This window comes from Brevundimonas faecalis, from assembly GCF_040549405.1.
In the GTDB taxonomy this organism is placed as follows: domain Bacteria; phylum Pseudomonadota; class Alphaproteobacteria; order Caulobacterales; family Caulobacteraceae; genus Brevundimonas; species Brevundimonas faecalis.
Genome location: NZ_JBEPTF010000001.1, coordinates 1,525,152 through 1,536,919 on the forward strand (window position 1 = coordinate 1,525,152; position 11,768 = coordinate 1,536,919).

Below are 11,768 nucleotides of genomic sequence, written 5' to 3' on the forward strand. Positions count from 1 at the left end.
TTCGCGCCATAGAATCCGGTTCGGCGCCGATGACAACCGCGTCAGGCGACGGCGCGGGCCATGTCGCAGGCGGCGCGGATGATCCGTCTGGTTTCGGACCAGTCGACCCGACGCAAGGCTTCCTCGACGGGCAGAAAGACCGCCTCGGCCGCGTCATCGCCCGCCCGAGGCTCGCCTGCGGTCCAGACGGCGGCGTAGTCGATCAGGACATAGTGGCGGCCCGCATCCGGGAACAGGCCGTCGACCACGTCGATCAGACCGATCAGCCGCGCTTCGATCCCCGTTTCCTCCTGCAGTTCGCGCAGGGCGGCGTCAGCCAGGCGTTCTCCGGGTTCGATCCGGCCGCCGGGCAGGCTCCACTCCCCTTCCCTCGGCGGCGTGCCGCGTCGGATCAGCAGTACGGCGTCGTCTTTGAGGCAGACCACCCCCACGGCAGGCGTCGGAATCATGTTTTCTCCCCAAAATGGGCGGTTGAAGACAGGGTTTTGCGCTTCCACCACGGCTCGGCTTTTGCCACAAGGCGGATATGACCCTCCCCACGTCCGCCGCCATCGAAGACCTGAAATCCGCCCTGCCCGGCGCCTGGACCCAGGACGCTGTCGAAATGGCGCCCTGGTTGACCGAATGGCGCGGACGCTGGACGGGCGAGACGCCCATCCTGCTGCAGCCGCGCACGACCGAAGAGGTCTCTCGCGCGATCGAGATTTGCGCTCGGCATGGCGTTTCCATCGTGACCCAGGGCGGCGGCACTGGCCTGGTCGGCGGCCAGATCCCCCATGGCGAAGTCCTGCTGTCCACGCGCAAGCTGCGGACCGTGCGCGACGTCACGCCTCTGGACGACGCCATGACCCTTGAGGCCGGCGTGACCCTGCTGGAGGCTCAGGAACTGGCCAGGGCCAAGGACCGCTTCTTCCCGCTCAGTCTGGCAGCCGAAGGCTCGGCCACCATCGGGGGCGTCATCTCGACCAATGCCGGGGGCACGGCCGTCCTGCGCTACGGCATGATGCGCGACCTGGTGCTGGGCGTCGAGGCGGTCATGCCGGATGGTCAGGTGTTCAACGGCCTGAAGCGTCTGCGCAAGGACAACACCGGCTATGACCTGAAGCAGTTGTTCATCGGCGCCGAGGGCACTCTGGGCGTGATCACGGCCGCGACGTTGAAGCTGTTCCCGATCATGCGCAGCCGCGCCACGGCCATCGTCGGCCTGGACAGCCATCACGCCGCCGTGGCCCTGTTGGCCCAAGCCAAGGCCGAGACCGGCGGCGGAGTCGAGGCCTTCGAACTGATGAAGCGCCTGGGCATGGCCCTGGTGCTCAAGAACATCCCCGACACGCGTGAGCCGCTGGAGACCACGCCGCCCTGGTATGTCCTGATCGAACTGACCTCGGGCGAGCCCGGCGGGGCCGATTCGGCCATGGAGCGTCTGTTGACCCGCGCCTTCGAGGAGGGCCTGATCACTGACGCCGCCATCGCCCAGAACGATGTTCAGAAGGCCGCCTTCTGGCGCCTGCGCGAGGAGCATTCCGCCGGTCTCAAGCCCGAGGGCGGTGGCTGGAAACACGATGTCTCGGTCCCGGTGTCGCAGATCGCGGACTTCATCGACGAAGCCACTGCGGCGGTCGAGGCCTTCCATCCAGGCTGCCGCGTCTCGGTCTTCGGCCATGTCGGCGACGGCAACCTTCACTATGACGTGATCCCCGGCGTCGGCGAAGACGTGCCCGCCTTCATCGCGCGCTGGATGGAGGGCTCCGAGGTCGTTCACGATACCGTGGCGCGTTACAATGGCTCCATTTCCGCCGAACATGGCCTTGGACGGCTGAAAACCGATGAAGCGCGTCGTTACAAGTCGCGGCTGGAGATCGCGACCATGCAGGCGATCCGTCAGGCCATCGACCCGCAGCGGATCATGAACCCGGCGGTTCTCTTCTAGGGGCGTTTGACCCTATGTGACGCTGCGGACGGTTCAAATCGTCATGGAACCGGCCTATGAGGCCCGCTTCCCGATGTTTCGGAGCCTGTGTCGCCTTGCTGATCGTCCTGTCCCCGGCCAAACGGCTGGACTTCACGCCGTCCGCCCTCGACGTTGCTTCGACCTCGCGTCGCTGCGCGGCCGAGACGGCGGAACTGGCCAAGATCACGAAGAAGCTCAGCCGCGCCGACCTGCGCCGGCTGATGTCGATCTCGGACGCCCTGGCCGACCTGAACTACGAGCGGTTCCAGTCCTTTGACAACGAGGCGGCCGAGGGCGCGCTCCAGGCCGTCTTCGCCTTCGCCGGCGACGTCTATGACGGTCTCAGCGCCCGCACTCTCAATCCAGACGATCTGGCCTGGGCCCAGGATCACCTGCGCATCCTGTCGGGGTTCTATGGCCTGTTGCGACCGTTGGACGCCATTCATCCCTATCGACTGGAGATGGGCGTGCGGCTGAAGACGCCGCGCGGCGCCACCCTCTACGACTTCTGGGGCGAGCGCATCTCCCTGCGGCTGAACGAGGACGCGCAGGGCCTGCCCGAACGCACTCTGGTCAACCTGGCCAGCCAGGAATACTTCGGCGCTGTGGACGCCCGCGCCCTGAAACTGCCGATCGTCACGCCCCACTTCAAGGAGCGCAAGGACGGCGAGGCCCGCATCATCTCCTTCTTCGCCAAGAAGGCGCGCGGCGCCATGGCCCGCTACGCCATCGAGAACAGGCTGGAGAAGGTCGAGGAACTGAAGGCCTTCGACCGTGACGGCTATCGCTTTGATAAAAGTCTGTCGACCGAGGCAGATTGGATATTCATCAGGGAAGGAAATTCCTGATCGCCAGATTGAACGACTGCGGTTAGGCTGCGTTGCAGCAATTCCCTCTAACGGAACTACACCGCATGTTCGCCATGAACGATCTCAAGGGCCAGGTCGCCGTCGTCTCGGGCTCGACCTCCGGCATTGGCCTGGCTCTGGCGCGCGCTGTCGCCCAATGCGGCGGCGACGTGGTGTTGAACGGTCTGGGCGATCCGGCGGTCATTGAGCGGACCCGCGCCGATCTGGCCACCGAGACGGGCGTCCGCGTCCTCTATCACCCAGCCGACATGACCCAGCCGGACCAGATCGCCGACATGATCGCCACGGCCCATCGCGAGCTTGGTCGCCTCGACATCCTGGTCAACAACGCCGGCATCCAGCACGTCGAGGCCGTCGAGAACTTCCCCGCCGACGCATGGGAGAAGATCATCTCGATCAACCTCTCTTCGGCCTTCTACGCCACAAAGGCGGCGATCCCGATCATGAAGGCCCAGGGACGCGGCCGCATCGTCAACATCGCCTCGGCCCATGGCCTGGTCGCCAGCCCGTTCAAGTCGGCCTATGTCGCCGCCAAGCACGGCGTGATCGGCTTCACCAAGACGGTGGCGCTGGAACTGGCCCAGAATAACATCACCTGCAACGCCATCTGCCCCGGTTTCGTGGAGACGCCCATCGTCACAAAGCAGATCGAGGACCAGGCCCGCACGCGCGGCATGACGCCCGAGGACGTGATGAAGAACGTCATCCTCGGCTCGCAACCGACCAAGCGCTTTGTCACTACGGACGAACTGGCGGGCGTATTCCTCTATCTGGTGTCGGACCTGGGCGCCTCGGCCAACGGCGCCCACTTCTCGATCGACGGCGGCTGGACCGCTCAATAGGGTCAAGTCGGGGCGTGGAACCCTAGGGCGGATAGGACAAGGCGGTGGGAATGGCGCGCTCGAAACGTCCGGTCTGCCTGGCCCTCCAGGGCGGCGGCTCCCATGGCGCCTTCCAGTGGGGCGTGCTGGATCGCCTGCTTGAGGCGGACATCCTGGACATCCGCGCCGTCACGGCGGCTTCGGCCGGGGCGATGAACGCCGCAGCCCTGGTCACGGGACTGGCGCGCGACGGGGCCGAGGGCGGACGCGCTGCCCTGGATCTGCTGTGGCGAGAAGTGAACCAGTCCTGCGGGCGCAATGTCTTCGGCGACAGCGCCATCTGGTCCAAGGCGCTGACGCCTGACTGGCTGAAGGACACGCCTTTCTGGAAGGCGGGCGAAACCCTGGCCATGTCCATGAGCCCATACGCCTTCAATCCCTTCAACCTGAACCCATTGCGTCGTGTTCTGGAAACCGCGGTGGACTTTGATGCGGTCCGCGCGTCCGACATCCAGATGTTCGTCTCGACCACGGCTGTCCGCGCGGGACGGTCCCGCGTCTTTCGCTCGCCGGAGATCACAGCGGACGTCCTGCTGGCCTCGGCCTGTCTGCCGCACCTGTTTCAGGCCGTGGAGATCGAGGGCGAGCCCTATTGGGACGGCGGCTATCTGGCCAATCCCGCGCTCTGGCCCCTGTTCTACGCGGATACCCCCGACGACATCCTGCTTCTGCCGCTCAATCCTTTCGTGCGGGAGGAGGCGCCGCGCGAGGCCGGGGAGATCATGGATCGGTTGAACGAAATCCTCTTCAACGCGCCCCTGGTCGCGGAATTACGAGCCGTCGCCTTCGTTCAGGACCTGATCGCCGAAGGCAAGCTCAGCATCCATCAGGACCACTATCGCGAAATCCGCATGCACGCGGTCGAGGCCGACGACTGGCTAGGCTCCCTGTCCCTGTCGACCAAGTTCGATACGGAGTGGAGCTTCCTGAACGACCTGAAGTCGCGCGGTCGTCAGGCGGCGGATCAGTGGCTGGAGACCTGCGCGTCCAAGCTGGGCAAGGCCGCCAGCGTTGATCTAAAGGCGCGCTTCCTCCACCCCTTCTAGCCGACGAAGCCCGCCGCACGTTTCAGGCGGTCGTTGATGGCCTCGCCCAATCCTGTTCGCGGGATGGGAGAGACCGCGATGCCCTTCGGCTGGGTGCGGTCGGCTTCGCGTAGCAGGCGGAACAGATTGGCCGCCGCCTCGCGCAGGTCGCCGGAAGCGCTCAGGCTCCAGCGCGCCTCTCCGACGCCGGGACCGAAGCCCAGAAGGATTTCGCCGTCGTTCGCCGCCTCGGCCTCGATCCGCACAGGGGCGTCGGGCGCATAGTGCAGGGCCAGCCGGCCGGGAGAGCGATGCCCCTGCCCCGCCGCTTCGGCCAAGGGGCCGACGACGGCCTCCAGTTCCTCGCGTGTCACTGAGCCGGGGCGCAACAGGGCCACCTGACCGTCCAGCACCGACACCACCGTGCTTTCCACCCCCACGGCGCAAGGTCCGCCGTCCACGGCGGCGCCGACGGCCTGACCGGTCTCTTCCAGGGCGTCGTCAAAGGTCGTGGGACTGGGGCGGCCGGACCGATTGGCCGAGGGCGCCACCACCGCTCCGCCGAAGGCTGCAATCACCGCTCTCGCCTTCAGATGCCCCGGCACGCGCACGGCGACGCTGTCCAGCCCCGCCCTGGCTAGATCGCAGACCTGATCCCTGTCCCGCACGGGCGCGACGATGGTCAGGGGCCCCGGCCAGAAGGCTTCGGCCAGGGCGCGGGCCGAGGCGTCGAAGACCGCCACGGTTTCCGCATCCACGGCGTTGGCGACGTGAGCGATCAAGGGGTTGAAGCGTGGTCTTCCCTTGGCCTCGAAGATCCGCGCCACCGCTTGCGGATTCGAGGCGTCGGCCGCCAGGCCATAGACCGTCTCGGTCGGCAGCATGACCAGGCGCCCTGTTTTCAGGGCCTCGGCCGCGATCTCCGGCGAATCCCCCTTCACGGCCGTTGCCGCCCGCTTGAAGGATGCGAATGGGGGGATCGAAGCTCGGCCAAGGTCTTTCCTTCCGCGACGGCACTGGGGCAGAGATTGGCGCGAACCGCGACCAAAGTCCAAGCGCCCTTGCATCACCGACCATCGGGGCGTCAGAAGCATGTTGAAGATTCTGGAGACCGCCATGAGCTACCGCGCCCCCGTCCGTGACCTCGCCTTCGCCCTGGAGGCTGTCGCCGGCATCGACCAGGTCGCCGCCACCGGCGCCTTCCCCGACTACGACGCCGACGTCATGGGCGCGGTGCTGGAGGCTGCGGGCCAGTTTTCCGAACAGGTGCTGGCCCCGCTGAACCGGCCGGGCGACCTAGCCGGCGCCAAATACGCCGACGGCGCCGTGACCGCCGCCCCGGGCTTCGCTGACGCCTATCGCCAGTTCGCGGAAGGCGGCTGGACCGGCCTGACCGCTTCGACCGAAGCCGGCGGGCAGGCCCTGCCCAAGGCGCTGGAACTGGCGGCCTATGAGACCGTCCATGCGGCCAACATGGCCTTCGGTCTGTGTCCCATGCTGTCGCTCGCCTCCATCGAGGCGCTGGAGCAGGTCGGGAACGAGCATCAGAAGGCCGTCTATCTACCCAAGCTGGTCTCGGGCGAGTGGACCGGCGCCATGGTGCTGACCGAGCCGCACGCCGGTTCGGACCTCGGCGCCCTGACCACCACCGCCACGCCGAACGGCGACGGCACCTATGCCCTGAACGGCCAGAAGATCTTCATCACCTGGGGCGACCACGACGCCACGGACAACATCATCCATCTGGTGCTGGCCCGCCTGCCCGACGCCCCGGCTGGACCGAAGGGCATCAGCCTGTTCCTGACGCCCAAGTTCGCGGTCAACGCCGACGGCTCGCTGGGCGAGCGCAACGCCTTCCACCCGGTCGGCGTCGAGCACAAGCTGGGCATCCACGCCTCACCGACCTGCGTCATGGCCTATGAAGGCGCCCGCGCCGAGCTGGTCGGCCGCCCGAACGAAGGCCTGGCCCATATGTTCGTGATGATGAACGCTGCGCGCCTGGCCGTCGGCGTCGAGGGAGTCGGCGTGGCCGAGCGCGCCTATCAGCACGCCCTGGCCTATGCCCTGGAGCGTCGTCAGGGCCGCAGCGTCTGGACCGGCGAGAAGAGCGCCCCGATCTTCGATCACCCGGACGTGCGTCGCACCCTGGGCGTCATGAAGGCCAAGATCGCCGCCGCCCGCGCCATCTGCCTGTCCACCGGCGTCGCCGCCGACCTGGCTAGCCACGCCGCGACCGAGGCCGAGCGCAAGCTGTGGAAGGGCCGTGAGGACCTGTTCACCCCCATCGCCAAGGCCTGGTCCACCGATGTCGGCTGCGAGGTCGCCTCCCTGGGCGTCCAGGTTCACGGCGGCATGGGCTTCATCGAGGAAACCGGCGCGGCCCAATACTATCGCGACGCCCGCATCACCCCGATCTACGAAGGCACCAACGGCATCCAGGCCATGGATCTGGTCGGCCGCAAGCTGTCGATGGATGGCGGCGACTCGGCCAAGGCCCTGATCGAGGAGATGAAGGTCACGCTCGGCCAGATCGACCGTCTCTATGCGGGCAAGCCCGTCGAGCGCTTCGCCACGGCCATCGAGGCCGTCGAAGACGCCACCCTATGGTTGCTGGACGCTAAGGCCGACCCTGCCCGCGCGGCCGACGTCCTGGCCGGCGCCGACGCCTATCTGAAGCTGATGGGCGATGTAGTCGGCGGCTGGATGCTGGCCAAGGGCGCCCTGGCCGCCAAGGCGCGCCTGGACGCCGGAAATGGCGATCCTGTCTGGCTGCAGGGCAAGTTGGACCTCTATGAACTCTACGCCGCCAACGTGCTGGGTCATGTCTCCAGCCGGCTGGCCGCCGTGGGTCAGGGCGGGGAGTTGCTGCAAGGGCTGACGGTCGAGGCGCTGGCGGGCTAAGCTCGGCCATTCACTATCCTGAATCGGGGGATCAGGACATGTCCATCGGCGCTCTTCTCAGTGCGGCTCTTCTCATCGTCGGTGATCCGTCCGCTACGCAAGCGGATGGGTCCAAAGCGCCGACCGTCATCGTCAATCCGTCGTGGCGGACGCCGCCTGTCGCGACAGGAGACGATTATCCCGCCTTCGCCTGGGCCATCGGGATTCAGGCACGTGTCGAGGTGGAATGCGTCACCACGACCCTCGGCTTGGTCAAGGATTGCAAGGCGGTGCGTGAAACGCCGGCTGGTCTGGGATTCGGACCTGCTGCGGTCGCAATCGCCATGCGGGGACGCGTCTCGCCTCGCCGCGTTGACGGCGTTGCAACCGACAGCAGGATCATGACCCGTATCCCGTTCAGCACGGACCCTCTGGTCCGGGTCCAGCCGAAGCCCTGGCATGGCGAAGAACCGACGCCGGCTCATTTGGCGGCTGCCGAAGCCTTCCTGTCTTTCATGGGGAAAATGCCTGAAGAGGATTTCGACGCCCTGCTGGTCGCCTTGCCCGAAGCACGGCGCGCCGTCGTACGCTCCTGGATCGAGGAACTCTTCCCCAATCGAGAACGGACGGAGGCGATGTTCATCCGCAGCCTGGCGCGCACCATTCCTCAACGGACGCTCGAGCGATGGGCCGGCGGGGAGTGGTCCGAGAAGGATCTTACCGAGTTCGAGGATGTGACCGCGCTGGGTGTCGCCATGGAAGATCAGTTCGACAGCAACGCAGCCTTCCTGGAACTCCGGCGTCGTTACTGTGAGCGGTATGATTGCAGCACGGTGAGGCCCAGGTAGCTCGTTGAAGGTTAGATCGACGAACGGGCCGAGACGCTGGTGGGCTGGGCCAGCTTGTCATGCAAGTCCCTCTTGTGTCATCTGGATGTAGGAGGAACTATGAATTATCGATCAATTTCAATGGCGGTCTTGGCGACTATAGTGTCGCTTTGGCCAGTCGCGACGGCGTGTTCGCAATCTTCTCAAGAAGAAAACGTTGGTGTTGTCGAGAACCCGTCATGGCGTGAGCCGCCCCGCAGTTCTTCAACTGATCATCCGATTTTCGCGCACAATTTGAACATCAGTGGGTCAGCCCTAGTCCACTGCACGGTTTCGGATGGCGGCATTGCTACGAACTGCCAGATTCTCGAAGAAGCGCCGTCTGGATTGGGCTTCGGAACAGCCGCGATCAATGTCGTTCAACGAGCACGCCTCAATCCTCGCCGTGTCGATGGCATGGCGATACAGGCATCGATTGAAACTCGTGTGAATTTCAAAACCCCGCCAGCGCTACAAGGTGAAAGCGTCCCCGTCTGGACGGGTCCGGAACCGACGGCAGATCAAATTGCCGCTGCTCTTGAGCGCACTAAAATCGTCGGCGTGAAGCCGTCATTCCATCAACTGGGCGTAGACGACTTACCTGAAGACAGGCGTGAAATCGTCCGGGCCTGGGTGGAGGAGCTCTTCCCCAATCAGGACGCGGTTGAGCAATATACGGCGCTTGCTATGGCGCGCCTTCAAGCGAAACAGACCTCTCTGGGTGCAACTGGCTATAGACCCAGCCCTGAGGATTTCTTGTTGGCGATAGGTCGTCCTGAGGTGGCTGTGGCCAAAGCAGAATTAAAGCGTCGGTATTGCGCAGCTTATGACTGTGGAGTGGAAACACCCGACGTCGCGACTCTCTGAACCTTGTCCAAAAGCGCGATCGCCTCGCGCACGTACTGGGCGTGGGCGGCGTCGCGACCGACAGCAGCATCAACCTAGACGCGGGACGCGCTTCTTATGAGAGCAGTGATCAGGACCGTAAGCCTTATCCCTATCGTCCTTTTCGGCAGCGCTTCACAGGCCGCTGAGGATGCGCCGGTCGCGTGGGCGGTTCGTCCCATTCCGACGCCAGATGATTTTCCTCCGTTCGCCGCCGCTTTGGGCGTCAACGGCTGGGCTGAAGTGAATTGCCGGGTGACAAACAATGGGTTGCCGAACGCCTGCACAGCGGTGCGTGCACGACCGGACGGATTGGGTTTCGCCGAAGCAGCGGTGCGCGTGATCGAGAGGGCTCGGCTGTCGTCCGCCGACACCTCGGCCGACGGGCGCGAGTTTACGGTGCGGGTGCCGTTCCAGATTTCGCCTCTCAGCGAAGAAGCCACGCCTCCTTGGACTGGTCCGACGCCCAATGCTTTGCAACTGGAAAGCGGTCGACGTTATGCGAGACGCGGCGTCGAGCCGATCGTTCGTTTGAGGCGGCAGTGGCGACTGAACCAGATGCCGCCGGAAATGCGCCGAACGACCGAGGGCTGGATCAGCGAATTGTTCGGGAATGTCGAAACTGACCGCCAGAGGCGAGGCCTGAACATGGCGCGCGTTCTGGCCGCTCGCGGGCTGGACGTCATGCCGCCTAAACAGCCGGATGACTGGACTGAATCCTGGGTGCCCCAGTTGAACCAGGCCAGTCGCGATCTCCATCCTCGCGAACCGATGAACGAACTGCGTCGCCGCTTTTGCGCGCGTTACGATTGCGGGCCAACGGCTGAAACCGTCGCCACCCCTGAATAGTCCGGAGTTCCACGCATGATTACGCTTCTGGCGACCTTGGCTCTGATGGTCGAACCCGCACATTGGGAGACTCCGCCGGATGTGAAACGTTCCGACTACCCAACCCTGGCCAGAGACTTGCGGATCAACGGGACCGTCACGCTCGAGTGCGTCAACAATGAAGACGGCGCCCTGTCCAGGTGCGCGGCCGTGTCGGCAAAGCCGGCCGATGCGGGCTTTCAGCAGGCCGCCCTGGCGGTCGTGTTTCGAGGGCGCGTCGCTCAGCCTGCGGGCGTCCCCTTCATCATCGAAGTGCCCTTCGACATCCTGACCGAAGGCGACGAACCGCTGCGCCAACCGTGGGAGGGTCCCGAACCCGGCCCAGAACATATCCAGGCCGCCCAAGCCTTTACCGACAGCTTCTATGGCGGCAGTCGCTCTGCGGCCGAGCGCTCGATCCGTGATTGGAAGGTCAATGAGATGCAGCCCGAAAAGGCGGCGCTTCTGCGCGGCTGGATGGCCGAGCTATACCCCGACCTAGAAGCTGAGAAAGCCTGGCACGCCGCAGGGGTCGCTCGCGTCCTGGCGCTGCACGGCCTGGACTATCTGCCGACCCGGAAACCGATTGGCTGGGACGCCTGGTATGCTCAGGTCACCCAGGCCAGCCCAGAAGACCCTGCCCCGATCAGAAACGAAATGCGCCGTCGTTACTGCGCGGCGTTCGACTGCGTTTCGGGCGCAGCGGTCGACTGATCCAGCAAGGCGATCGCCTCGCGCACATACTGAGCGTGGGCGACGACGCCCAGTTCCAGGCCTTCGCCGCCGCCCTGGACTTCCTGGACCAGGACGCCGGCGATGTAGGGATGATCGGCCGCCGGCGCGCCGGGCAGGCGGTCGACGGCGGGGGTCCAGAAGACTGGGCCGCCCGAGTTTCCCTGCGACACGGCGAAATCCAGCAGGAAGGTCGGGAAGTGCCGGATCGGCGTCAGGGGCCATGAACTGATCCGGCCCAGGCGCAGGATCGGGAAGCCCGCCTTGTTGGACGACAAGCCGTGCGGATAGCCCAGGGCCATCAACTCGTCGCCGGGCCCCACCCGCCAGCGGTCGAAGGTGTTCTCATCCGCCAGCCAGCCGACGGGAATGGCCGCCTGGGCGAAGGCGGCGGGCGCGGTGATCTCCATCACGGCCACGTCCCGCTCCGGATGCTGGGTCCACAACGGCGCGCCGTCGGCGTCGCGGATGACCAGGACGCCGGGGGTGAATTTCCAGGCGCCGTCCGCTTCGGGAGAGCGCCAGCCGATGCGGGCTTCGCCGCCGGGCATGACCGCCAGAACGTGGGCCGCCGTCACCAGCACTACGCGGGGGGCGCCGTCAGGCCTGGGCGCGGAGATCAGGAAGCCGGTCCCGACTTTGCGCTGGGTGTCGTTCAACCTCTGGTCCAACTGGACCGTGGCGTTGATCAGGCCGACGGTCATGTCCCAGGGAACGGGGGCGACGGCGGCGGGCGGGGGAACGGGCGCGTCCTGAATGAGCATGTCGTCATTTGACGCCGTGCGCGGAGCGGCACAAGGTCCGCTCCGTTC

The 11,768-nt window shown here is 65.6% G+C and carries 12 protein-coding genes; 9 read left to right on the plus strand and 3 right to left on the minus strand.

The window, feature by feature from the left end; translation table 11 throughout:
• Positions 1-41: 41 nt before the first annotated feature.
• Positions 42-449 carry an NUDIX hydrolase gene (locus ABIE19_RS07540; protein WP_354088505.1) on the minus strand — a complete coding sequence of 136 codons (408 nt, stop codon included), beginning with the start codon at positions 447-449 and terminating at the stop codon, positions 42-44.
• 77 nt (positions 450-526) lie between these two features.
• Here ABIE19_RS07540 and ABIE19_RS07545 point away from each other — a divergent pair, with 77 nt between their 5' ends.
• From ABIE19_RS07545 to ABIE19_RS07560, 4 genes are all read left to right on the plus strand, one after another.
• Positions 527-1,930, plus strand: coding sequence for an FAD-binding oxidoreductase (locus tag ABIE19_RS07545; RefSeq protein ID WP_354088506.1), 1,404 nt, complete (start codon positions 527-529; stop codon positions 1,928-1,930).
• Between the two features lie 95 nt (positions 1,931-2,025).
• Positions 2,026-2,799 carry a peroxide stress protein YaaA gene (gene yaaA / locus ABIE19_RS07550; RefSeq protein ID WP_354088507.1) on the plus strand — a complete coding sequence of 258 codons (774 nt, stop codon included), beginning with the start codon at positions 2,026-2,028 and terminating at the stop codon, positions 2,797-2,799.
• Positions 2,800-2,864: 65 nt separating this feature from the next.
• Positions 2,865-3,662 (plus strand): 3-hydroxybutyrate dehydrogenase, encoded by a 798-nt coding sequence (locus ABIE19_RS07555; RefSeq protein WP_354088508.1) that lies wholly within the window; start codon positions 2,865-2,867, stop codon positions 3,660-3,662.
• 50 nt (positions 3,663-3,712) lie between these two features.
• A complete protein-coding gene (locus tag ABIE19_RS07560; RefSeq protein ID WP_354088509.1) occupies positions 3,713-4,747 on the plus strand; it encodes a patatin-like phospholipase family protein in 1,035 nt (344 codons plus the stop codon).
• Here the strand turns inward: ABIE19_RS07560 and ABIE19_RS07565 are convergent.
• Positions 4,744-5,667 carry an L-threonylcarbamoyladenylate synthase gene (locus tag ABIE19_RS07565; RefSeq protein ID WP_354088510.1) on the minus strand — a complete coding sequence of 308 codons (924 nt, stop codon included), beginning with the start codon at positions 5,665-5,667 and terminating at the stop codon, positions 4,744-4,746. The genes ABIE19_RS07560 and ABIE19_RS07565 overlap by 4 nt on opposite strands.
• 175 nt (positions 5,668-5,842) lie before the next feature.
• On the opposite strand from ABIE19_RS07565, the gene ABIE19_RS07570 reads away from it, so the two are divergent.
• From ABIE19_RS07570 to ABIE19_RS07590, 5 genes are all read left to right on the plus strand, one after another.
• Positions 5,843-7,627 (plus strand): acyl-CoA dehydrogenase, encoded by a 1,785-nt coding sequence (locus tag ABIE19_RS07570; RefSeq protein ID WP_354088511.1) that lies wholly within the window; start codon positions 5,843-5,845, stop codon positions 7,625-7,627.
• 38 nt (positions 7,628-7,665) lie between these two features.
• Positions 7,666-8,454 (plus strand): energy transducer TonB, encoded by a 789-nt coding sequence (locus tag ABIE19_RS07575; protein WP_354088512.1) that lies wholly within the window; start codon positions 7,666-7,668, stop codon positions 8,452-8,454.
• A gap of 99 nt (positions 8,455-8,553) precedes the next feature.
• Positions 8,554-9,339 (plus strand): TonB family protein, encoded by a 786-nt coding sequence (locus tag ABIE19_RS07580; protein WP_354088513.1) that lies wholly within the window; start codon positions 8,554-8,556, stop codon positions 9,337-9,339.
• A gap of 105 nt (positions 9,340-9,444) precedes the next feature.
• Complete coding sequence (locus ABIE19_RS07585) at positions 9,445-10,206, plus strand: energy transducer TonB (protein WP_354088514.1); 762 nt, start codon at positions 9,445-9,447, stop codon at positions 10,204-10,206.
• A 15-nt stretch (positions 10,207-10,221) separates the two neighbouring features.
• Positions 10,222-10,938, plus strand: coding sequence for an energy transducer TonB (locus tag ABIE19_RS07590; RefSeq protein WP_354088515.1), 717 nt, complete (start codon positions 10,222-10,224; stop codon positions 10,936-10,938).
• On the opposite strand, the gene ABIE19_RS07595 is transcribed toward ABIE19_RS07590, so the two are convergent.
• Positions 10,893-11,720 (minus strand): trypsin-like serine peptidase, encoded by an 828-nt coding sequence (locus ABIE19_RS07595; RefSeq protein WP_354088516.1) that lies wholly within the window; start codon positions 11,718-11,720, stop codon positions 10,893-10,895. The genes ABIE19_RS07590 and ABIE19_RS07595 overlap by 46 nt on opposite strands.
• Positions 11,721-11,768: the final 48 nt, after the last annotated feature.